We start from the raw sequence: 22,412 nt of genomic DNA, 5'->3' as shown, positions 1-22,412 counted from the left end.
CATGGCGGATGCCGCAGAACGCGAGGCAATGGCCCGAGCGCTCGAGCTCGCCGCGCGCGGACCTGTGGGGGCGAACCCCCAGGTGGGCGCGGTCATCCTCTCCCCCGACGGCGAGGTGCTCGCCGAGGGGTGGCACCGGGGAGCAGGCACGGCGCATGCCGAGGTCGACGCGCTCTCGAAGCTGCCGCCCGGGCGAGCCCGAGGGGCTACCGCGGTCGTCACCCTGGAGCCGTGCAACCACACCGGACGCACCGGCCCGTGCGCGGTCGCGCTCCTGGACGCGGGGATCGCTCGCGTGGTCTACGCCCTCGACGACCCCAACGCGGTGTCCTCCGGCGGCGCGGAACGTCTTCGCGCGGCAGGTGTGTCGGTGGAGAGCGGCGTGGACGCCGACCGCGTGCGAGAACTGCTCGACGGGTGGCTCACGGTCCAGCGCCTCGGCCGCCCCTTCGTGACCGTCAAGTGGGCGCAGAGCCTCGACGGACGCGCGGCGGCCCCCGATGGGACGAGCCAGTGGATCACTGGGCCGGCCGCACGCGCCGACGTGCACCGTCGCCGCGCCGAGGCGGATGCGATCGTGGTGGGCACCGGCACGGTGCTCGCCGACGACCCCGCACTCACGGCCCGCCGCCCCGACGGCACCCTGTACGAGAACCAGCCCCTCCCCGTCGTGCTCGGCGACCGGTGGGTTCCCGAAGACGCAGCCCTCCGCCGGCATCCGCGGCAGCTCCTCCAGCGCTCGGGGAACGATCTGCCCGCGGTGCTGGCGGAACTGCGCACGCTCGGGGCGCAGCGCGTCTTCGTCGAGGGCGGCCCCACGATCGCGAGCGCGTTCGTGCGCGACGGTCTCGTCGACGAGGTACTCGCCTACATCGCACCGACGCTCATCGGCTCCGGCCCCGACGGCACCGACCGTCCGGCCCTGGGCCGCCTGGGCGTCGACACGATCACCCAGCAGCATCGCCTGGTCGTCTCATCCGTCGAGACCATCGGCGACGACCTGCTGATCACCGCGCATCCCGCCACCGAAGGAGCCCCCTGATGTTCACCGGAATCGTCGAAGAACTCGGCACCCTCACCGCCGTCGATCCCTCCGGCGACGGCGTGCGCCTGACCGTGCGCGCGCCTCGTGCGGTGACGGATGCTGGGCACGGCGACTCCATCGCCGTCAGCGGCGTCTGCCTCACGGTCGTGGACCAGGGTCCCGACTGGTTCACCGCCGACGTGATGCAGCAGACCCTGGAGATGTCCACCCTCGCCGGTGCCGCACCCGGTCGCACGGTCAACATCGAGCGCGCCACGCCCGCCCACGGGCGCCTGGGCGGCCACATCGTGCAGGGCCACATCGACGGCACCGGCACGGTCGTCGACGTCCGGCCGGGCGAGCGCTGGCAGGTCGTCCGCGTCGCCGTGCCCGCCCACCTCGCGCCGCTGATCGTGGACAAGGGGTCCATCGCGATCGACGGCGTGTCGCTCACCGTCAGCGCCGTGAGCGAGCCCGACGCCGACCAGCCGTGGCTCGAGGTGTCGCTCATCCCCGAGACCCTCACCGCCACCACCCTGGGCGAGGCATCCGTCGGCGACGCCGTGAACCTGGAAACCGACATCCTCGCCCGCCACGTCCAGCGACTCCTCGCATTTCCCGCACTCACCGAAGGAGGCTCCCGATGAGCCTTGCCACCATCCCCCAGGCCCTGGACTCCCTGCGAGCCGGTCGTCCCGTCATCGTCGCCGACGATGAGGACCGCGAGAACGAGGGCGACGTCATCCTCTCGGCCGAGCTGGCCACCCCCGAGTGGATCGCGTGGACCGTGCGCTGGTCCAGCGGATTCATCTGCGCCCCCATGCCCGGCGAGTGGGCGGACCGCCTGGATCTGCCGCCCATGGTCGCCGTCAACCAGGACGCCCGCGGCACGGCGTACACCGTGAGCGTCGACGCCGCCGACCGCATCAGCACCGGCATCAGCGCCTCCGACCGCGCGCACACGCTCAATGTGCTGGCCGATCCCGGAGCAGGCCCCGCCCGCCTCATCCGCCCCGGCCACGTCCTGCCGCTTCGTGCGGTGGACGGCGGCGTGCGCGAGCGCAGCGGGCACACCGAGGCGGCCGTGGAGCTCATGCGCCTGGCCGGCCTGCAGCCCGTCGGGGCGATCGCGGAGGTCGTCGCCGAGGACGGGAGCATGATGCGTCTGCCCGGGCTCATCGAGCTGGGTGCGCGGGACGAGGTCCCCGTCATCACGATCGAGCAGCTGATCGCCTACCTGGATGAGGAGGAGCCGGTCGCCAAGGCGGAGGCGAACGAGCGCCACACGCGACGGGTCAGCCTCCGCGCCGAGGCCCAGGTCCCCACATCCCACGGCGAGTTCCGATTCCTGGCGTACAAGGACCGTGTCACCGGCACCGATCATGTCGCCGTCGTCTCGGGCGATCTCACCGAGGATGCGCCGCTGGTGCGCGTGCACTCGGAGTGCCTCACGGGCGAGGCGTTCGGCTCGCTGAAGTGCGAATGCGGACCGCAGCTGGAGGCGGCGCTGGACGCGATCGACGAGGACGGCGGCGTCGTGGTGTACATGCGCGGACACGAGGGACGCGGCATCGGCCTCATCAACAAGCTGCGGGCCTACAGCCTGCAGGAGCAGGGCCTGGACACCGTGGATGCGAACCTCGCGCTGGGCCTCCCTGCCGACGCGCGGGATTACGCCGCCGCGGCCGGGATCCTCGCCGACCTCGGCGTCAGCCGCGTGCGCCTGCTGACCAACAACACCGACAAGGTCGCGCAGCTGCGCGAACTCGGGCTGGAGGTCGTGGAGCAGGTGCCGCTGCTGGTGGGGGTCGGACCGAACAACCACCAGTACCTCGAGACCAAGCGCGACCGCATGGGGCACATCATCGCGGAGGCCGACCTGACCCGCGCGCTGCAGCAGATGAAGGAAGGGGCCGAAGCATGAGCGGCAAGGGAGCGCCGGAGACCGGCAGCATCGACGGGAGCGGACTCGACGTCGTCGTGATCGCGGCCACGTGGCACGAGGTCATCACCGACGGACTGATCGCCGGCGCCCGTCGCGTGCTCGACGCATCCGGCGCGTCGTGGCGCCTCGTGCGCGTACCCGGCTCGTTCGAGCTGCCGGTCGCCGCGCAGGTCGCGCTGGAATCCGGAGCCGACGCGGTCGTGGCCCTCGGGGTCATCATCCGCGGCGGGACCCCGCACTTCGAATACGTGTCGTCGGCCGCGACCGACGGGCTCACCCAGGTCGCCCTGAACACGGGCCGGCCGGTCGGGTTCGGCGTGCTGACCCTCGACGACGAGCAGCAGGGGCTCGATCGTGCGGGCCTCCCCGGGTCGAAGGAGGACAAGGGCGCCGAAGCGGCCGACGCCGCGCTGCGCACGGCGCTCGTCCTGCGGGACCTGCGCGGCTGACGCGAGCCGCCCGGCGTGACCGTGCGGCGACGAACTTGCCTGGCGCTTCTTCCCGGGGTGGGGTGACGCGCCGATCCTTCGCTGGCGTGGCACCGCCATTGACCCTACGGTTACCGGCATGGAGATCCTCCGTCACGTCGTCGTCCTGCTCCACCTCGTCGGATTCGCCATCCTGTTCGGCGCGTGGGTCGCCGAGGCGGTGTCGCGCCGCATCCGGTTCACCCGCGTCATGGACTGGGGCCTGGCGCTCGCCGGCCTCGCCGGGCTCATCCTCGCCGCACCGTGGGGCATCGAGTACGAGCTGAACTACGTCAAGCTCGGGATCAAGCTGGGCATCCTGGTGGTCATCGGCGCCCTTCTGGGCATCGGGTCGGCGCGCCAGCGGCGCACCGGGTCGCTGCCCTCGGCGATGTTCTGGCTCGTCGGCATCCTCACCCTCACCAACGCGGCCATCGCCGTGCTGTGGTGAGCGTCGCTGCGTAGACTTGGTCGGTCGTGCAGACGATCCCCCCGCACGCACTCGGTGACCCTGTGTCGAGCCCGGGCGCACCACCCCGCGCCTGCGTCTAGACCCACCGCCGTCATGTCGCACAACGACGGCTCCCGCGCTTCCCCGACAGGCACTCATGACCACCGCGAATCCCCCCGCCCCCACCTCCACCCCGGCCAATCCGCGCTCGCGCGTCATCACCGCGAGCCTGGTCGGCACGACGATCGAGTTCTACGACTTCTACGTCTACGCCACGGCCGCGGTGCTCGTCTTCCCGATCCTGTTCTTCCCGACGGGCAACGAGACCACCTCCCTCCTCTCCTCCTTCGCCGTCTTCGGCGCCGCGATGGTCGCCCGGCCCATCGGCGCGGTCGTCTTCGGACACTTCGGTGACAAGTTCGGACGAAAAGCCACCCTCGTCGCATCCCTGCTCACGATGGGCATCGCGACGTTCCTGATCGGCCTGCTGCCCACCAACAACGACATCGGCTGGTGGGCTGCGCTCATCCTCCTGCTCCTGCGCCTCGCGCAGGGTTTCGCCCTCGGCGGGGAGTGGTCCGGCGCCGCCCTGGTCGCCACCGAGAACGCCCCGGCGGGTAAGCGGGCCTGGTACGGCACGTTCCCGCAGCTGGGTGCGCCCATCGGGTTCATCATCGCCAACACGGTGTTCCTCGTGATCAACTTCGCCCTCCCCCACCCCGACGGCCCCGCGCAGCGATCCGACGAGTTCCTGGCGTGGGGGTGGCGCGTGCCGTTCCTGTTCTCGGCCGTCATGGTCATCATCGGCCTGTGGGTGCGCCTGAAGCTGGTCGAATCCGACACGTTCGCACGTGCCGAGAAGACCGGAGCCATCCGGAAGTTCCCCCTGGGCGAGGTCGTGCGCCGCCACTGGCGCCAGCTGATCCTGGGCACGTTCATCATGCTCGCCACGTACGTGCTGTTCTACCTGATGACCAGCTTCACGCTCTCCTACGGCACGAAGGCCACGACCGAGGGAGCACGTGCGGCAGCCGAGGCGGCCGGGCAGTCCTTCGACGCGGCGGGGTATGTCCCCGGGCTCGGGTTCGGGTACACCGACTTCGTCATCATGCAGATCATCGGCGTGGTCTTCTTCGGCGTCTTCACGCTGCTGTCCGGTCCCGTCGCCGACACGATCGGACGGCGCAAGCTCCTGCTGTGGGTGACGGCGGCCATCGCCGTGTTCGGCGTGCTGTTCAACGTCTTCCTCATGCCGCAGCTCGATCCGAAGTTCACCGGCGCCCTGACCCAGGCCTTCCTCGTCCTCGGCTTCCTGCTGATGGGGCTGACGTTCGGGCCGATGGGCGCCGTGTTGCCCGAGCTGTTCCCCACCAACGTGCGCTACACCGGATCGGCCATCTCGTACAACGTGTCGTCGATCCTGGGCGCCGCGGTCGCCCCGCTCATCTCGGTCGCGCTGTGGGCTGCTGCCGACGGTCAGCCGTGGCTCGTCGGCCTGTACCTGACGGGGTCGGCGATCTTGACGTTCATCGCGCTCGTCCTGTCCAAGGAGACCAAGGACGTCGATTACGACGAGAACATCGGCCTGGGCGCCACGGGTTCTCCCTGACGTGCACCGGCCGGATGCCGCGGGGCTTCGGCTCCGCGGCATCCGGCTGCCGCCGTGGCGGGCTTCGGCTCCACGGCATCCGTCGGGCGTGCCGCCGCGGCGGGCTTCAGCTCCACGGCATCCGTCGGGCGCGCGTGGCCCTGCCGCCGCCACATCCGCCGGGCCCGAACTCCTCGAATCCGCCGCGGAAACCTCCCGCTGAGCCGGTATCAGCCCCGCACGGCGGCGTTCTTGAGGAGTTCGGGCAAGCCGGAGGCCGCACCTCGACGACGACGCCACCGCGCCGCCGGCGCGGGGCTCCCCGGTGGCGGTCGTGGGGCTCCGCGGCATCCGTCCGCCCGGGCCCCTGTGGCGGGGCCTGCTCCGGCCCCCGACTCCGGGTCTGCTCTGGCCCCCGCCTCCAGCCCTGCCCCGTCTGCCCCGACCCGGGCTCCGGGTCGGCCCCGGCCCCTCCCTCCGCCACTCCCCCGCCCGAACTCCTCACTTCCGCCGCGGAAACCGCCCGCTGGGCCGGTATCAGCCCCGTACGGCGGCGTTCTTGAGGAGTTCGGGCAAGCCGGAGGCCCGCACCTCCACGGCGCCACCGCACCGGAGGCGCGCCGCCGGCGCGGGGCTCCCCGGTGGCGGTCGTGGGGCGCCGGGCTCCGTGTGTGCCCCGGCCCCTGGCTCCGGGTCCGCCCCGGCCCTCGCCTCCGCCACTCCCCCGCCCGAACTCCTCGAATCCGCCGCGGAAACCGCCCGCTGGGCGGGTATCAGCCCCGCACGGCGGCGTTCTTGAGGAGTTCGGGCAGCAGTCTGAGGCCCGCACCTCCACGGCGCCACCGCACCGGGGCGCGGCCGACCGCCCGCGTCAGTCGAGGAACAGCGCCCGCAGCCGCTTGGTCGTGAAGACCAGGCCGATGCCGATCATGACGGCGTAGTACAGCACGTGCCACAGCATGCCGGCGCTCAGCGCCCCCGTGGTCAGGCCCCGGATCAGCTCGACCCCGTGCCACAGCGGGAGCGCCTGCACGATCACCTGCACGGGCTCGGGGTACACCGTGATCGGGTAGAACGTGGCCGAGAACAGGAACATCGGCAGCAGGACGAAGTTGATCCAGTCCATGTGCTGGAAGGTCTTCATGTAGCTCGTGATCGCCATCCCGACGCTGGCGAAGCCGAACGCGATCAGCAGCACGGCGGGCAGCGCCAGGATCGCCGTGGGCGCCAGGTTCAGGCCCAGGATCTGCATGATGATCATGAACCCGGTCGCGTACAGCAGGCCCCGCAGCAGGGCATAGAGGATCTCGCCGAGCGCGACGTCCAGCGGACCCAGCGAGGTCGACAGCATCCCCTCGTAGAGCTTGCCGTAGTTGAGTTTGAAGAAGACGTTCCACGTCGAGTCGTAGATCGCCCCGTTCATCGCCGACACCGCCAGCAGCGCCGGCGCGATGAACGCGGCGTACGGCACGTCCAGGCCGGCGGAGGTCTGCACGTCACCGATGAGGGCGCCCAGTCCGATGCCCATCGAGGCGAGGAAGAACACCGGCTCGAAGAAACCCGACAGCACGACGATCCAGCTCGACGAGCGGGCGGCGAGGAGTCCGCGCTGCACCACGGCCTGCGGATTGCCCGCCCACAGCGCGCGTACGCCACCGCGGCGGCGGGTGGTGTCGGATGCGGTGGCGAGCGTCATTTCGCGAGCCTCCGCTCGAAGATGCGCCGGCCCAGCAGGTAGCCGACCCCGGCGAGCACCAGCAGGTAGGCGAGGTGGCTGCCGGCGGCCGGCGCGTCGACCGAACCGTACGTCAGCATCCTGCCCAGCTCCGACGCGTGCCACAGCGGTGAGATCCACCCGATCCACTGCAGCCACCCCGGGAGGGTCTCCAGCGGATAGAAGGTGCCCGAGAACAGGAACATCGGCATGAAGATGAAGCGCTGCACGAGGGCGAACTGGCCCTTGTCGTCTTCGATGGATGCGGCGTATGCCATCAGCGGTATGCCGAAGCTCACCCCGGCCAGCACGCCCACCGCGATCGAGATCCATCCCGTCGCCGGGTTCGGCACGGCGCCGAACACCCAGATGAACAGGTAGTACGCGGCGACGGCGATGAACATGCGGGCCGACGCCCCCAGGATCACGCCGTTGGCGATCTGCGGCGACGACAGCGGCGACGCGTTGAACCCGTAGAAGTACCGTCGCCACTTGAAGCCGGCCATGACGGGGTAGGTGAACTCCTCCGACGCCACCGAGATCGCCGCCGTCATCAGGAGCGCCGGCGCGATGAAGACGAGGTACGGCACCGGCTGCCCGCCGTCGTCGATGTCGGTCTGGATGAGGGCGGCAAGGCCCAGCCCGAGGCCCAGCAGGTACAGGATCGGCTGGCCGAATGCGCCGACGACGATCGTCCAGCCGTAGGCCCGCATCGCGCGCACCATGTGCTCGGTGACGTACCAGGACCCGCGGGCCCGCGGTTTCCGCCCCCACTCGAGCGCCTCGGCGCGCAGTTCGTCGAGCGAGGGGTGGGTGCGGGTCGCGTCGGTCATTCGATCAGCGACCTTCCGGTCAGCCGCAGGAACACGTCCTCGAGGCTCGAGCGGCGGACGAGGGAGGTGATCGGCTCGAGCCCGAGCCCGGTGACCCGTTCGAGGGCGGCCTCGCCGTCGGCGGCGTAGATGAGCACCCGGTCCGGCAGCACCTCCACGCGGTCGCCGATGCCCTGCACCTGCGCGGCGACCTGCTCGTTGCGGTCGGACCCGAACCGCACCTCGAGCACCTCCCGGCTGGAGTGCTCGCGGATGAGGGAGGCCGGGGTGCCCTCGGCCATGATGCGCCCCTTGTCGACGACGATGATCCGATCGCACAGCTGCTCGGCCTCATCCATGTAGTGCGTCGTGAGCACGAGCGTCGTGCCGCGCTCCTTGAGGCGGAACAGGCGGTCCCACAGCACGTGACGGGCCTGCGGGTCCAGGCCCGTCGTCGGCTCGTCCAGCAGCAGGATGCGCGGGTCGTTGATGAGCCCTCGCGCGATCGTGAGGCGCCGCTTCATCCCGCCGGAGAGCTGATCCACTTTGCTCTTGGCCTTGTCCTCCAGCGCGGCGAACGCGAGGAGCTCGTCTGCCTTCTGCGCGCACACCTTGCCGGGGAGCCCGAAATAGCGCCCGTAGATGTAGAGGTTCTCGCGCGCGTTGAGCTCGCCGTCGAGGTTGTCCTGCTGGGGCACGACGCCCAGGCGCGAGCGGATCTCCGGTCCGTACGCGTCGGGGTCCAGGCCCAGGATGCTGAGGTCTCCGGCCGTGCGGGTGGACACGGCGCCGATCATCTTCATCGTCGTGGACTTGCCCGCGCCGTTGGGTCCGAGCAGGCCGAAGGACTCCCCGGGGGCGACGTCGAAGGACAGCCCGTCGACGGCGAGGAAGTCGGGTTTGCCCTTCACCCGGTAGGCCTTCACGAGATCGCGGGCATGGATGACCGGTTCTGGCACCGCACCACCCTAGCTCCGACGGCGGACGCCCGTGCGCGTCAACAATCGTTGACCGTCAGGACGTTCGTCAACTATTGTTGATCCGCGAACGAGAGGAGCACTCATGAGCGGAGACGGCATCCGAACCGCCATCGGGGCGATGCCCGGCCCCGAGCCGATCGCCGAACTGCACCGTCTCGCCGAGGTGCGCCGCGAGCTCGCCCGCGCCGAGGAGGTGCAGGTGCGACGCGCCCGCAACCAGGGATTCTCCTGGCAAGCCATCGCCGGAGCCCTCGGCGTGAGCAAGCAGGCCGTGCACAAGAAGTACGGTCGAAAGTGACCCCCACCCGATCGAGGAACCCCATGTCGACCTCATCCCCCGCCCGCGCGCGCCGCGGACGCCGCGAACAGCCCGAGGGCCCGCGCGCCACTCTCGGCCAGCTGCTGCCGTTCATCTTCGAGCACAAGCGCGTGCTCGTCGTGGTGGCGGTCCTCAGCATCCTCGGCGCCGTCGCCACGCTCGCCCAGCCGCTGCTGGTGGGCGAAGTGATCGCGCGGGTGCCGGACGGCTCCGACCTCGGCGGCCTGATCTGGATCCTCGTCGGGTTCGTCGTGGCCGCCTCCGTCATCTCCGGCTACCAGCACTACCTCCTCCAGCGCACCGGCACCGCCGTGGTCTATTCCAGCCGCCGGCGCCTCATCGGCCGCATCCTGCACCTGCCGATCAGCGAGTTCGACGCGCGCCGCACCGGCGACCTCGTCTCCCGCGTGGGCACCGACACCACGCTCCTGTACGCCGTGCTCACGCAGGGCCTCGCCGACGCCGTGGGCAACGCGCTCATCTTCGTGGGCGCCCTCATCGCGATGGCCGTCATCGACGTCGTCCTCCTCGCGCTCATCGTCCTGGTGATCGGGGTGTCGGTGCTCGTCGTGGTGCTCCTGAGCGGACGCATCCGCACCGCCTCCACCGAGCAGCAGGTCAAGGTGGGCGAGCTCGCGTCCGCCGTCGAACGCGCCGTCGGCTCGATCCGCACCGTCCGCGCCTCGGGGGCGACCGAGCGGGAGGCCGCGGCCGTCACGGGCCTGGCGAGCGAGGCGTACGGCGTGGGCGTGCGGATCGCGAAGGTCTCCGCGCTCGTGGTGCCCATCGCCAGCGTCGCCCTGCAGGTCTCGCTGCTGGTCGTGCTCGGGGTCGGCGGGTTCCGCGTGGCCTCCGGAGCGATCGAGATCGCGAGCCTCGTCACCTTCATCATGTTCCTGTTCATGCTGATCGCCCCGCTCGGATCGACGTTCGGGGCGATCACCTCGGTCAGTCAGGCCCTGGGCGCCCTCGGCCGCATCCAGGAGATCCTCGAGCTGCCCACCGAGACCGCATCCGACCACCCGGATGCGGCGGCCGCGCCCGACCCGGCCGCTGCGGCCATCGCGTTCCGCGACGTGCGGTTCCGCTACCCCGAGCACGTCGTTCAGGCCCGCGAGGCCGCCGCCAAGGAGGCCCGCGCGGTGCTGGAGGGCGCCCACCTCGAGCGGGCCGCGGACGAGGTCGCCGCAGCGGAGGACGACGCCGACCGCGACGTGCTGCGCGGGGTGTCGTTCGATGTGCCGCGGGGGTCCAGGGTCGCCCTGGTCGGACCGTCGGGAGCGGGCAAGAGCACCGTCCTCTCCCTCGTCGAGCGGTTCTACGACCCCACCGGCGGCGAGATCCTCATCGACGGCGTCGACGCGCGGCGCCTGGACCGCGACGTGCTGCGTGCGCGCTTCGGATACGTCGAGCAGGACGCCCCGACCCTCGCCGGCACGATCGCCGACAACCTGCGCCTGGCCTCCCCCGAGGCGACGGATGCCGAGTGCGAGCGCGTGCTGCGCGCGGTCAACCTCGGCGACGTGCTCGAACGCGATCCGCTGGGCCTGCACGCGCCCGTCGGCGAGGCCGGCGTCATGCTGTCCGGCGGTGAGCGTCAGCGTCTCGCGATCGCTCGTGCGCTCCTGGCCGCTCCCCCGATCCTGCTGCTGGACGAGTCCACGTCGTCCCTGGACGGCGTGAACGAGCAGCGGATGCGGGAGGCCATCGACGCCGTCGCGGCAGGTCGCACGCTCCTGGTGATCGCGCACCGCCTGTCCACGGTCGTCGACAGCGACCTCATCGTCGTGCTCGACCGCGGCCGCGTCGTGGGCCAGGGCACGCACTCGGAGCTCGTCGCATCCACTCCCCTGTACCGCGAACTGGCCCGCCACCAGCTACTGGTGTGATCGCCTCGGCGTGAGACACCACATCCCGGCTGAAACATCACGCGTCGCGTGGTGTTTCGGCCGGGATGTGGTGTTTCGGCGGGGCGCATCAGCGGGCGGAGGGGGCCTGCTTCAGGCGGTAGCGCAGCGACGCCAGCTCGGCGTTGAGGGCGGCGGGGATGCGGCCGCCGAAGCTGGCGTAGAACTCCTCGGTGAGGTCGGCCTCCTGCAGCCACGAGTCGGTGTCGACGGCGAACAGCTCCTGAAGATCGGCCGCCGGCACGTCGACGCCGTCGAGGTTGAGGTCCTCCACGCGCGGGATGCGGCCGATCGGGGTGTCCACCGCGGCGGCGTTGCCTTCGATGCGGCGGATGATCCAGTCGATCACGCGCGCGTTCTCCCCGAAGCCCGGCCACAGGAACCGGCCGTCGGCGCCCTTGCGGAACCAGTTGACCTGGAAGATGCGGGGCGCGCGGTCGAAGCGCAGCTGCTGACCGACCTTGAGCCAGTGCGCGAAGTAGTCCGCCATGTTGTATCCGCAGAACGGCAGCATCGCGAAGGGGTCACGGCGCAGCTCACCGACGGTGCCCTCGGCCGCGGCGGTCTTCTCCGACGAGATCGTGGAACCCAGGAACACCCCGTGCGTCCAGTCGGTGGCCTCCACCACGAGCGGGACGTTGGTGGCGCGGCGGCCGCCGAACAGGATGACATCCAGCGGCACGCCCTCCGGTGCATCCCAGTCGGCGGCGATCTGCGGGCACTGCGCGGCGGCGACGGTGAAGCGGGAGTTGGGGTGCGCGGCGGGGCGGCCGGACTCGGGCGTCCACGCGTTGCCCTCCCAGTCGGTCAGGTGCGGCGGAGCGTCATCGGTCAGGCCCTCCCACCACACGTCGCCGTCGGGGCGCAGGGCCACGTTGGTGAAGATCGTGTTGCCCCACATCGTCTCCACCGCGGCGACGTTGGTGGACTCCCCCGTGCCGGGGGCGACGCCGAAGAAGCCGGCCTCGGGGTTGATGGCCCACAGGCGCCCGTCCTCACCGGGACGGATCCACGCGATGTCGTCGCCGAGGGTCTCCACGCGCCAGCCGGGGATGGTCGGGCGGAGCATGGCGAGGTTGGTCTTGCCGCACGCCGAGGGGAAGGCCGCGGCGACGTGGTAGGCGCGGCCGGAGGGGTCGATGACCCGGATGAGCAGCATGTGCTCGGCGAGCCAGCCTTCGTCGCGGCCGATCACGGAGGCGATGCGCAGGGCGAAGCACTTCTTCGCCAGGATCGCGTTGCCGCCGTAGCCGGAGCCGAACGACCACACCTCGAGGGTGTCGGGGAAGTGCACGATGTACTTCTCGTCGTTGCAGGGCCACGCCGAGTCCGGCTGTCCCGGCGCGAGCGGCGCGCCCACCGAGTGCACGGTCTTCACCCACGGGTCGCCGTCGGCGATGCGTCGGAGGGCGTCGGTGCCCACGCGCGTCATGATGCCGATCGAGGTGACCGCGTAGGCGCTGTCGGTGACCTGCACGCCCAGGTGCGACAGCGGGCCGCCCACCGCGCCCATCGAGAACGGCACGACGTACATCGTGCGGCCGCGCATCGATCCGGCGAAGACGCCGTCCAGGGTCGCGCGGATCTCGCTCGGGGCGATCCAGTTGTTCGTGGGTCCGGCGTCCTCCTCCAGCTCGGAGGCGATGTAGGTCCGCGACTCCAGCCGCGCCACATCCCCCGGGTGCGAGCGGGCCAGGTACGACCCCGGTCGCCACTCCGGGTTGAGTTTGAGCAGCTTGCCCTCGGTCACGAGCTGACGCAGCAGCGCGTCGTTCTCGGCGCGGGAGCCATCGACCCAGTGGATGCTGTCGGGCTGGGTGAGCGCGGCGATCTCATCCACCCACGCGGCCAGCGCCTCCATGCCGGGGCCGCGCACGTCGGGCCGCGCACCGAAGCGGCGCATCGGCGCCTCGGGGGCGGCGATGCGGGCGGGGCGACGGGTGGGGATGTCGGCGAGAGCCATGGGTGCTCCTTGGTCGGCGTTCAGAACGGGAGTCTTCCCCTACTCTGGCGCGAGATCACCGGGTCTTTCCCCATTCGACCGCGTCAAAAGTTGCGATTCTTTCGCTACGCTAAAGGAATGGCTCCTGCTGCGATCGAACTCGCGACGCTCGGACACCGCATCCGGCACCACCGGCTGGCCGCCGGGTACACCCTCGACGAGCTGGGCGCCCTGACCGGCGTCGCGGGCAGCCAGCTGAGCCTCATCGAGAACGGCAAGCGCGAGCCGAAGCTCTCCCTCCTGCAGGAGATCGCCCGCGCGACGGGCACCGAGGTCGCCGATCTGCTCTCGGCCGAGCCGCCCAACCGCCGCGCCGCCCTGGAGATCGAACTCGAACGCGCGCAGGCCGGATCGGTGTTCCGGCAGCTCGGCATCCCGCCGGTCAAGGTGACCAAGGGCGTCAGCGACGAGACGCTCGAGTCCATCCTCGGCCTGCACCGCGAGCTGCAGCGGCGCGAGCGGGAGGCGATCGCCACGCCCGAGGAGGCGCGCCGGGCCAACACCGAGCAGCGTCTGCGCATGCGCGAGCGGGGCAACTACCTGCCCGAGATCGAACGCCTCGCCGAGAAGCAGCTCAAAGCCGCCGGCCACGTCACCGGAGCCCTCACCCACCGCACCGTCAGCATCATGGCCGAGCAGCTGGGGTTCGAGCTCATCTACGTCAACGATCTGCCCCACTCCGCGCGCTCGGTGACCGACCTGGAGAACGGTCGCATCTACCTGCCGCCGGCGTCGATCCCCGGCGGCCATGGCCTCCGCTCGATGGCGCTGCAGGCGATGGCCCATCGACTGCTCGGGCACGAGCGTCCGAACGACTACGCCGATTTCCTGCAGCAGCGGCTGGAGATCAACTACTACGCCGCGTGCTGCCTCATGCCCGAGACGACCTCGGTCGCGTTCCTGCGGCAGGCCAAGAAAGACCGCAACCTCGCGGTGGAGGACTTCCGCGACGCGTTCGGGGTGACCCACGAGGCCGCCGGCATGCGGCTGACCAACCTCGCCACCGAGCACCTCGGCATCCGGCTGCACTTCCTGCGCGTGGACGGCTCGGGCGCGATCTCGCGCGTGTACGAGAACGACGACCTGCCGCTGCCGGTGGATGTGACCGGCTCGGTGGAGGGCCAGGTGGCGTGCCGCCGGTTCTCGGCGCGTCGGGCGTTCTCTGAGCAGAACCGCACGACCGAGCACTACCAGTACACCGACACACCCGCCGGCACCTTCTGGTGCTCGACCCAGACCGGGTCCACCTCAGAGGGCGACTTCTCCATCACGGTGGGCGTGCCCTTCGACGACGCCAAGTGGTTCCGCGGTCGCGAGACGCAGGAGCGCGCGGAGTCGCGCTGCCCCGAGGAGTCGTGCTGCCGGCGCCCGCCCGCCGACGTCGCGGCCCGCTGGACGGGGAAGGCGTGGCCGAGCGCGCGCGTGCACCGGCACATGTTCTCCCCGCTCCCCCGTGGTGATTTCCCCGGTGTCGATGACACCGAGGTCTTCGCCTTCCTCGAGCGCCACGCCGGGAGCTGACGTCGCGCTTACCCGGCGGTGCCGGCGGCGTCCCGCTCGGCGGCCGAGTTCGGCGTCCAGCCGAGCCAGCCGTCGTCGGTGGCGACGGCCGTCCACTCCCCGCACACGTACGCGTCCGTCAGCGCGTACACGTCGGGGCTGTCTCCGAAGTACCACGCCGCGCCGCTCATCCGTGGCCCGGGCGCGCACAGCTCCGGGTCGAGCGGACTGCCGCTGACGAACTGCACGACGGCGTCGGGATCTCCGCGCGTGGAGGTGCGCGTGCGGATCTCCGCCGCGTCGTCGGGGATCCACTTCGCCCCAGGCCCCAGCGCATCCCGGGCGGCGACGGCGTCGCCGTACGTGTCGTCGGCGAAGTGGTGGACGGCGTCGTTGTAGGCAGCGCATCCGGTGAGGCCGCTGCCGGCGGCGAGGAGGAGGACGCCGGCGAGGGCGGAGACGGCGAGTCGCTGTGTCATGACACGAGTCTCGCGGGAGCGGACCACGGGCACGTCGTGCGCGAGGACGATGCTGCTGCATCCCGAGGAGGATCCCGCGTCAGCCGGCACGCCCCACGAAGTCGGCGTACCGCTCCAGCGCGGCGGCCACCTCCGCGGCATCCGCGTCGGCGAACAGCTGCGGCTCGGGAGGCTCGCCGTGACGTCCGACCGCGAGGGAGTGGGTCCACACCCCGACCACGCGCCCGCGGTCGAGGAGGATAGGACGCACGATGCCGTTCTTGGCCGGGCCCACCGCGGTGAGGAACTCCGGCGCGCAGACCCGAGTGCGATCGGCATAGGAGATGTAGTACTCCTCGAACGGCGGAAGGGCGAGAAGAGGAGCAGCGGATGCGGCGCGCCGCGGCGGCGCCTGGGCGGCGACGTGGAGCGGATCCGTCCCGTCCTCGACCGCGACGATGCGCTCCCCCGCCGCCGCCATCGCCGCCCGCGCCGTCCCCAGCGGCAGGCCCGCCCACCACGCCAGGTCGCGGGCGCCGGCCGGAGCGTGCGAGGCGACGAAACGCGCCGCCAGCTCTGCGAGCGGGTCGGCGGGCACATGCGGGTCACCGATCCAGTCCTCGGCCAGCACGAGGTACTGCTCGCGCGATGCTCCGCCCTCCCGCGGCACGACCGGTCCCCACACGAGGACTCCGCGCAGCGCCAGCACGTGCAGCACGTGGATGCCCCGCTGCCCCGCCGGGTCGACGCCGCCGGCGGCCAGCATGGCCGGGAACTCCGCGCGCGTGAGGCGGGAGCCACCGGACAGCGCCGCGCGCGCGAGCGCTTCCGCACGCGCGAAGGTCTCCGCATCCAGCGCCAGGTCGCGGTGGCGGGGGGCGGCCTGCCGGAACTGCCGCTCCCCGGTGACGGACAGCATCCACGCCAGGTCTTCGGCGGGCACGATGTGCAGCGTCCCGCGCATGGGCCAGGCCCGGACGAGCTCGCCGCGCTCGAACGCCGCGTCGACCTCGGGCATCGTGATCGCCCCGCGACTGCGCACGGCCAGCGCCCAGCGCCCGCCCCAGAATTCCTGCGCCTGCACGGCCAGCATGTGCCGCGCTGCCGCGACCGGGGAGGCGGCCGGGGCGGTGAGGCGGTGCGAGCGGAGCCGGTGGGCGATGACGTCGAGGGCTGCCATGATGCCCAGTGTGCCCGCCGTCCAGGACATCTCGGGTCCTCGACGGCGGGCACCGGCGGCGACGCGGGCTAGACCGCCGCGGGTGCGGGCGCCGGGTTCTGGGCGAGCATGTTGCCCGCGAAGAAGCGCGCGAGCTTTTCCGTCGCCGTGAGGGGCAGCACGTGCGCGACGTACTGGTCGGGTCGCACGACCACGACGCATCCGCCGCGATCGATCCCGCGCTCGTCGAAGATGTCGCCGTTGTCGGGGTCGACGGCGTAGACCTTCTCGTAGTCGGTCACCGCGAACGGGCCCACCTTCGGCAGGAAGATGCCGGGGACGCGGTCCAGCTCCACCCCGTCGAGGGGCTGCTGGTACACGACCTTGACGTCGAAGACGCTGTCGAGGTCGGCGCCGGCGGGAGTGAAGCGCGCCACCGGCGACTCCGGCGAGGTGGCCATCCACTGCGCCCATTCGGCCAGCGCCGAAGGCTCCCCCGCCGCCGCCGGTGCGTCGGCGAAGGCGTACAGGCGCCAGCGTCCGTCGGCACGGTGGTGGTGGCCGAGGTGCACGGGGTTGGCGTCGCCGACACGCATCGCGTGGGCGGACTTGAAGCGCTTACCGATCGGGAAGCCGGACGCCAGGTCCTGGTGCTCGGCGGTGCCGACGAGCATCGACGGCTCGTACTGCGTCATGAAGCCGGCCGGGAACTCCGCGGTGTCGACGTAGAACTTCGCCAGCGCGTCGGGGCTTTCGAACTCCTCGGGCTTGCGGGCCATCATCGACGACCACTCGCGGTCGAAGTCGATGAGGTTCTGCGCGATGACCTGACGCTCGCCCGAGTACGTGCTCAGCAGCGACGCGGGGCTGCGGCCCTCGAGCACCTGCGCGAGCTTCCAGCCCAGGTTGAACCCGTCCTGCATCGAGACGTTCATGCCCTGCCCCGCCTTGGCACTGTGGGTGTGGCACGCGTCGCCGCAGATGAACACGCGCGGGTCGCGCTCCCCGGTGAGCTCGGGCGGCACGTCGTCGAACTTGTCGGTCACGCGGTGACCGACCTCGTAGACGCTGTGCCATGCGACGTCGCGCACCTCGAGCGTGTACGGGCTCATGATGCGGTTGGCCTTCGCGACGATCTGCTCGAAGGAGGTCTTGCGCACCGCACCGTTGTCGTCCGCGGGCACTTCGCCCAGGTCCACGTACATGCGGAACAGGTGCCCGCCCTCGCGCGGGATCAGCAGGATGCTCCCATCGCCGTGGGACTGGATCGCGCACTTGGTGCGGATGTCGGGGAAGTCGGTCTCGGCCAGCACGTCCATGACGCCCCACGCGTGCAGGGCCTGCGCCCCCACGTGCCGTCGCCCGATCGCCTCGCGCACACGACTGCGGGCTCCGTCGCATCCGACGACGTACTTCGTGTGGACGACGCGTTCGATGCCGTCCTGCGGCCCGGCGGTGCCGCGCAGCGTCACGGCGACGGGGCACTCGCCCTCGGGGGCGACCTCGAGCCCGACGAACTCCCACCCGTAGTCGGGGCGGACACGGGCAGGCCCGTGGGCGGCGTACTCGGCGAAGTAGTCCAGGACGCGGGCCTGGTTGACGATGAGGTGCTTGAACTCGCTGATGCCGTGCGCGTCGTCCTTGGTGCGCTGGCCGCGGACGATGCGCGCGGGGTCGCGCGGGTCGGGCGCCCAGAAGTTCATGGCGGTCAGCCAGTACGCCTCTGCCACGATCCGCTCGGCGAACCCGAAGGCCTGGAAGGTCTCCACGCTGCGGGCCTGGATGCCGTCGGCCTGGCCGATCTCCAGGCGCCCGGGGCGCCGCTCGACCAGGCGCGTGGAGATCGAGGGGAACATCGACAGCTGCGCGGCCAGCAGCATCCCGGCGGGGCCGGAGCCGACGATGAGCACGTCGGTGACGTCGGGGAGCTCGTCGGGCCGGTTCAGGCCGGTCCCGGCCGCCGGCAGGACGCGCGGGTCTCCCGAGACGTACCCGTGATGGTGGAACTGCATCGTCGTCGATTCCTTCCCTGACAGCGTCGTCGAGGCCGGGCCTCGAGGGGCTTGTTCGATTATCGAATACGTGATTCGATTATGGATCACGTCAGAGTACCGCGGCCGGTGCACGGCGTACACCCGCCGTTACGGAAGGATCGGTCCATGCCCGCTTCCCCTCCCGCTGCCCCGCCGTCGCAGACCCTGAGCCGCGGTGTGCGCATCCTGGAGGCGCTGGCCGAAGCGCCCGCGGCACTGACGACGGATGAGATCGCGCGCGAGATCGCCGTGCACCGCTCGATCGCCTACCGCCTCATCCGCACGCTCGAGGAGCACGGCCTGGTCGAGCGCGATGAGACCGGGCGGGTCGCCCTGGGCGTGCGGCTGTCGGCGCTGGCGGCGGGGGTGTCGCGCGATCTGGTGTCCGCGGCCCTGCCCGAACTGACCGCCGTGGCCAACGAGCTGCGGATGACCGCGTTCGTCGGGGTCATCGACGGCAGCGAGTGCGTCACCCTGACCTCGGTGGAGTCGCGCACGGCGGTGGCCTCGATGGCCCAGCGCCCGGGCGCCCACCACCCGGTGTCGGCCGGCGCCACCGGCAAGGCGCTGCTGTCGATGCTGCCGGAGAGCGAGTGGCCCGTGCCCGCGACGCCGGCGCTGGCGGCGGAGGTCGGCGCCATCCGCGAGCGCGGCTACGCCGTCAGCTCCGACGAGGTGATCCCGACCGTGCGCGCGGTCGCCGTCCCCGTCCGGCTGCGGGGCGGGCGCCCTGTGGCGCTGGCCGTCATCTACGTCGGCGAGGTGGCCGACACCGCCGCGATCGCCCGCCGTCTGCAGCGCTCGGCCGACGCCCTGCGCGCGGCGACCGGGGGCTGACGGCAGCGGAGGCCCGGGTGGCGTGCTCGTCCCACGCCATCCCGGCATCTTCGCTCCCGCGGTTCCCTCGTGTCCGACAGTGAGCGAGGTGTGTCTCCGGTCCCTGGAGACGTACAGGGCGCGACAGGGCGTCGCACTGACCCGCCGCGGCGCCACGATGGGAGCCGCTGCTTGGCCCGGCCGCTGCCCGGCCCTGCTGCTTCCCGGCCCTGGTGCTTCCCGGCCCTGGTGCTTACCGGCCCTGGTGCTTCCCGAACTCCTCAAGACCGGTCCGGAGGCGGCCGCTCCCGGCCGGAATCGGGCTGCTGCGGCAGAGTCTTGAGGAGTTCGGGAAGGCGGAGAGGCAGACCATAGCCGGATCCGGGATGCGGCCCGGACTCGGACCTGGGGTGAGCGGACCGGATGGCGTGCGGCGCGTCTCGGCCGCTGCCCCACCACCACCGCTTCCCGAACTCCTCGAGAACGGGGCAGAACCGAGGCCCGGGGCTGGATCCGGGGTGCTTCCAGGCCGGTCTTGAGGAGTTCGGGAAGGCGGCCGGGAGCCGCCACCACCCCGCGCATCGAGCGCCGTCCGGAGGGCCGTCATGGCTGGGGCGACGGACTCCGACGTGCTCGCTCCGACGAGGTCCCCGATGCTTTCGGAGTTCGTTCGGCTCGCAGAAAGTGCCGTCTGCGTGAAAGTCAGCCTGGTCGGCGCCACACCCTAGGCCGGCTCGGTGAGATCCGGCTCGGCGTCGCCGAGGTCGCGTGCGCGCGGGGCCCCGCGCGCCGACAGCGCCGCCACGGCGACCAGGCCCAGGGTCACGATCGTCGCCGCGGCCTGGGCGATGCCGAGGACCACGCCGGATGTCTCCACGACGCTCACGACGATGGCGGGGGCGATCGAGCCGAGCGCGAGCTGCGAGCCGCCGGCGATCGCCGCGGCCGTTCCGGCGCCCTTCGCGAACGGCTGCAGGGCCAGCCCGATCGCGAGCGGCATGCAGATGCCAGCGGCGAAGACCGTGAACCACATGCCGGCATCGAGCAGCCACAGCGGGCCGCGCAGCGCAGAGCTGAGCGCCACGGTGACGGCGGCGGCGAGGTTCAGCGTCAGCGCCAGCACGAGCACGCGGATGCCGCCGAGGCGACGACTGAGCCACGGGCCCACCTGCGCTCCCAGGAGGACGCCGACCGCATTGAACGCGAACAGCATCGAGTACCCCACGACGTCGATGCCGCGCTCGCGCTGGAGCACGATCGGCACGCAGCTGAGGTAGAGGATCATCGAGGTCGACGCGCCCACGAGGATCAGGACGCTCACGACGAACTGCCGATTGCGCAGCGGCGCGATCCACGCCTCCCGCCTCTCGGCCGACGCGCCGTGCACCCGCAGCTCGGGACGCAGGGTCTCGGGGATGCCGACGGCGCTGGCGACGGCGAGCAGGACGCCGATCGTCATGAGCAGGAGGAACGTCGAGCGCCAGCTGCCGACACTGAGCACGAACCCGCCGATGAGCGGTCCGATCACCGGCGCGATGCCGAAGACCACCGCCAGGATGCCGAAGACGCGCGTGAGCTCGGCGCCGGAATACAGGTCGCGCGCGATCGCGCGACCCACGACGATGCCGGCGGCCCCGGCGAAGCCCATCAGGACGCGCCCGGCCAGCAGCACGCCGATGTTGGGCGCGAAGGAGCACAGGAGCGCGGCGAGGGCGAATCCGACCGAGCCGAGGATGACCGGTCCCCGGCGCCCGACGCGGTCGCTGATGGGCCCCCACGCGAACTGCCCGACGCCGAGCCCGACGTTGTAGGCCATGAGGGTGAGCTGGACCAGGCCCGTCTCGGTGTCGAGGTCGTCGATCACGCGGGGCAGCCCGGGTGTGTACATGTCGGTGCCGAGCGGACCGCCCGCCACGAGCACACCCAGCAGGGCGAGCAGGGCGAACCGGCGCCGGCGCGACCACGTGCGCACGTCCAGCCGTCGCGGCCTGGCGCCCCCCACCGAATCCATCGCACCTGTCTACGGCATCCGGCGGTGCCGGACGAATCGCACCCCGCCCGGACCCCGATGCTGGCGGTGGTCGCCCGCGCCGAGTTATGCTCCCCCTCGAGTGCTCATCGGCGAGCCTGCTCAGGATCGCGTGGGCACTCTTTCGTCTTGCGGGGAGAACACAATGGCGCGCGCCTCCACCACCGAGTACACCGGCGTCGAGACGGCGACCGCGCGATCCATCGGCGAATGGCGTGAGGTCGCGGGCAGCCGCTTCGTGCCGCTGCACGTGATCGGCGGCCCGGGTTTCACCGGCAGCATCCGCTGGCGCATCGTGGAGGGCACGTGCCTGAGCGAGATCGCCGCGAGCGCGCATCGCGTGCTGCGCACCCCCGCGCTCATCTCCCCCGACGACCCCAGGCACTACAAGCTCACCCTGCAGGTGGAGGGGACGGCACTGGTCGCCCAGGACGGGCGGCAGAGCGTCCTGCGCCCGGGCGACCTCGCCATCTACGACACCAGCCGGCCGTACACGCTCGAGTTCAGCGGCGACGTGCACTGCCTCGTGATGGCCTTCCCGCAGGACGCGTTCGACGTTCCCGAATCCCTCATCCGCCGCATCACGGCGGTGCGGCTGCCCGGCGACTCCGGCGTGGGAGGGCTGATCTCGCCGTTCATGCGGCACCTCTCGGAGAACCTCGACACCCTGGACGGGGTGGCCGGGATGCGGATCCTGCACAGCTCGCTGGACCTGCTGACCGCCCTGGTCTACGCGCAGCTGTCCGAGGATCAGGACCATTGGGGCCAGACGCGCCAGGTCGAGATGCGCCGGCTCAAGCTGTACATCGACGCGCACCTGCACGAGCCGGATCTCAACGCGGTCGAGGTGGCGAAGGCGCACTACATGTCGGTCCGGCAGCTGCAGTACCTCTTCCGGGGAGAGAACCTCACCGTCTCCGGCTACATCCGCTCACGGCGACTCGAGCACTGCCGCATGGCGCTGAGCGATCCCGCCCAGTCGTCGCTGTCGATCCTCGAGATCGCCCAGCGGTGGGGCTTCCCCGACGCCAGCCACTTCAGCAAGGTGTTCCGGGCGACCTACGGCATCACCCCGCGCGAGCTGCGGATGGCGCGGTTGGGCGACTGATCCGATCCTGCGCCGATGCGGCAGTCGCGTGCGCCGCGCGACCAGCGGCCGCCGCGCACCCGGACGAGACTCGTCTCATCCGACGGCGCCTTCTCGCTCT

Annotated in this window: 19 protein-coding genes; 11 read left to right on the top strand and 8 right to left on the bottom strand. The window is 71.4% G+C overall.

Annotated elements, in window-relative coordinates; all coding sequences use genetic code 11:
* Position 1 precedes the first annotated feature (1 nt).
* From ribD to F6J85_RS04335, 6 genes are all read left to right on the top strand, one after another.
* Positions 2–1,042, top strand: a complete 1,041-nt coding sequence (gene ribD / locus F6J85_RS04360) for a bifunctional diaminohydroxyphosphoribosylaminopyrimidine deaminase/5-amino-6-(5-phosphoribosylamino)uracil reductase RibD (RefSeq protein ID WP_150923990.1) — start codon at positions 2–4, stop codon at positions 1,040–1,042.
* Positions 1,042–1,671 carry a riboflavin synthase gene (locus F6J85_RS04355; RefSeq protein ID WP_150923989.1) on the top strand — a complete coding sequence of 210 codons (630 nt, stop codon included), beginning with the start codon at positions 1,042–1,044 and terminating at the stop codon, positions 1,669–1,671. Before ribD ends, F6J85_RS04355 begins: the two co-directional genes overlap by 1 nt.
* Positions 1,668–2,948, top strand: coding sequence for a GTP cyclohydrolase II (gene ribA, locus F6J85_RS04350; protein WP_150923988.1), 1,281 nt, complete (start codon positions 1,668–1,670; stop codon positions 2,946–2,948). Before F6J85_RS04355 ends, ribA begins: the two co-directional genes overlap by 4 nt.
* Complete coding sequence (ribH, locus tag F6J85_RS04345; RefSeq protein ID WP_150923987.1) at positions 2,945–3,418, top strand: 6,7-dimethyl-8-ribityllumazine synthase; 474 nt, start codon at positions 2,945–2,947, stop codon at positions 3,416–3,418. The genes ribA and ribH overlap by 4 nt, the downstream gene beginning before the upstream one ends.
* A gap of 118 nt (positions 3,419–3,536) precedes the next feature.
* Complete coding sequence (locus F6J85_RS04340) at positions 3,537–3,887, top strand: Fe-S protein (protein ID WP_150923986.1); 351 nt, start codon at positions 3,537–3,539, stop codon at positions 3,885–3,887.
* A 157-nt stretch (positions 3,888–4,044) separates the two neighbouring features.
* A complete protein-coding gene (locus tag F6J85_RS04335; RefSeq protein WP_150923985.1) occupies positions 4,045–5,496 on the top strand; it encodes an MFS transporter in 1,452 nt (483 codons plus the stop codon).
* An 850-nt stretch (positions 5,497–6,346) separates the two neighbouring features.
* On the opposite strand, the gene F6J85_RS04330 is transcribed toward F6J85_RS04335, so the two are convergent.
* From F6J85_RS04330 to F6J85_RS04320, 3 genes are read right to left on the bottom strand one after another with little or no spacing between them, the layout of a single operon-like run.
* Positions 6,347–7,171 carry an ABC transporter permease gene (locus F6J85_RS04330; protein ID WP_150923984.1) on the bottom strand — a complete coding sequence of 275 codons (825 nt, stop codon included), beginning with the start codon at positions 7,169–7,171 and terminating at the stop codon, positions 6,347–6,349.
* Complete coding sequence (locus F6J85_RS04325; RefSeq protein ID WP_150923983.1) at positions 7,168–8,022, bottom strand: ABC transporter permease; 855 nt, start codon at positions 8,020–8,022, stop codon at positions 7,168–7,170. Before F6J85_RS04325 ends, F6J85_RS04330 begins: the two co-directional genes overlap by 4 nt.
* Positions 8,019–8,960, bottom strand: coding sequence for an ABC transporter ATP-binding protein (locus tag F6J85_RS04320; protein ID WP_150920644.1), 942 nt, complete (start codon positions 8,958–8,960; stop codon positions 8,019–8,021). Before F6J85_RS04320 ends, F6J85_RS04325 begins: the two co-directional genes overlap by 4 nt.
* A 103-nt stretch (positions 8,961–9,063) precedes the next feature.
* On the opposite strand from F6J85_RS04320, the gene F6J85_RS04315 reads away from it, so the two are divergent.
* Both F6J85_RS04315 and F6J85_RS04310 read left to right on the top strand, forming a co-directional pair.
* Entirely contained in the window at positions 9,064–9,279 is a 216-nt protein-coding gene (locus F6J85_RS04315; protein WP_150923982.1) for an AsnC family protein, read from the top strand.
* A gap of 23 nt (positions 9,280–9,302) precedes the next feature.
* Positions 9,303–11,189 carry an ABC transporter ATP-binding protein gene (locus F6J85_RS04310; protein WP_150923981.1) on the top strand — a complete coding sequence of 629 codons (1,887 nt, stop codon included), beginning with the start codon at positions 9,303–9,305 and terminating at the stop codon, positions 11,187–11,189.
* An 88-nt stretch (positions 11,190–11,277) separates the two neighbouring features.
* Here F6J85_RS04310 and F6J85_RS04305 read toward each other — a convergent pair whose 3' ends face one another.
* Positions 11,278–13,170, bottom strand: a complete 1,893-nt coding sequence (locus tag F6J85_RS04305) for a phosphoenolpyruvate carboxykinase (GTP) (RefSeq protein ID WP_150923980.1) — start codon at positions 13,168–13,170, stop codon at positions 11,278–11,280.
* 117 nt (positions 13,171–13,287) lie between these two features.
* On the opposite strand from F6J85_RS04305, the gene F6J85_RS04300 reads away from it, so the two are divergent.
* Positions 13,288–14,730, top strand: a complete 1,443-nt coding sequence (locus tag F6J85_RS04300; protein WP_150923979.1) for an XRE family transcriptional regulator — start codon at positions 13,288–13,290, stop codon at positions 14,728–14,730.
* 8 nt (positions 14,731–14,738) lie between these two features.
* Here F6J85_RS04300 and F6J85_RS04295 read toward each other — a convergent pair whose 3' ends face one another.
* The 3 genes from F6J85_RS04295 to F6J85_RS04285 form a co-directional block, all read right to left on the bottom strand.
* Positions 14,739–15,188 carry a hypothetical protein gene (locus F6J85_RS04295; protein ID WP_150923978.1) on the bottom strand — a complete coding sequence of 150 codons (450 nt, stop codon included), beginning with the start codon at positions 15,186–15,188 and terminating at the stop codon, positions 14,739–14,741.
* A gap of 79 nt (positions 15,189–15,267) precedes the next feature.
* Positions 15,268–16,377 carry a winged helix DNA-binding domain-containing protein gene (locus tag F6J85_RS04290; protein ID WP_238707059.1) on the bottom strand — a complete coding sequence of 370 codons (1,110 nt, stop codon included), beginning with the start codon at positions 16,375–16,377 and terminating at the stop codon, positions 15,268–15,270.
* A 38-nt stretch (positions 16,378–16,415) separates the two neighbouring features.
* Positions 16,416–18,338 (bottom strand): FAD-binding monooxygenase, encoded by a 1,923-nt coding sequence (locus F6J85_RS04285; protein ID WP_150923977.1) that lies wholly within the window; start codon positions 18,336–18,338, stop codon positions 16,416–16,418.
* 147 nt (positions 18,339–18,485) lie between these two features.
* Between F6J85_RS04285 and F6J85_RS04280 the strand changes: the two genes are divergently transcribed.
* A complete protein-coding gene (locus tag F6J85_RS04280; RefSeq protein WP_150923976.1) occupies positions 18,486–19,196 on the top strand; it encodes an IclR family transcriptional regulator in 711 nt (236 codons plus the stop codon).
* 703 nt (positions 19,197–19,899) lie between these two features.
* Here F6J85_RS04280 and F6J85_RS04275 read toward each other — a convergent pair.
* Complete coding sequence (locus tag F6J85_RS04275) at positions 19,900–21,186, bottom strand: multidrug effflux MFS transporter (protein WP_150923975.1); 1,287 nt, start codon at positions 21,184–21,186, stop codon at positions 19,900–19,902.
* Positions 21,187–21,349: 163 nt separating this feature from the next.
* Here F6J85_RS04275 and F6J85_RS04270 point away from each other — a divergent pair, with 163 nt between their 5' ends.
* A complete protein-coding gene (locus F6J85_RS04270; RefSeq protein ID WP_191906749.1) occupies positions 21,350–22,312 on the top strand; it encodes an AraC-like ligand-binding domain-containing protein in 963 nt (320 codons plus the stop codon).
* The last annotated feature ends 100 nt before the right edge of the window (positions 22,313–22,412 follow it).

The organism is Microbacterium lushaniae (genome assembly GCF_008727775.1).
GTDB classification, from domain to species: Bacteria; Actinomycetota; Actinomycetes; order Actinomycetales; family Microbacteriaceae; genus Microbacterium; species Microbacterium lushaniae.
This window is presented reverse-complemented; position numbering and strand designations above follow the sequence as displayed.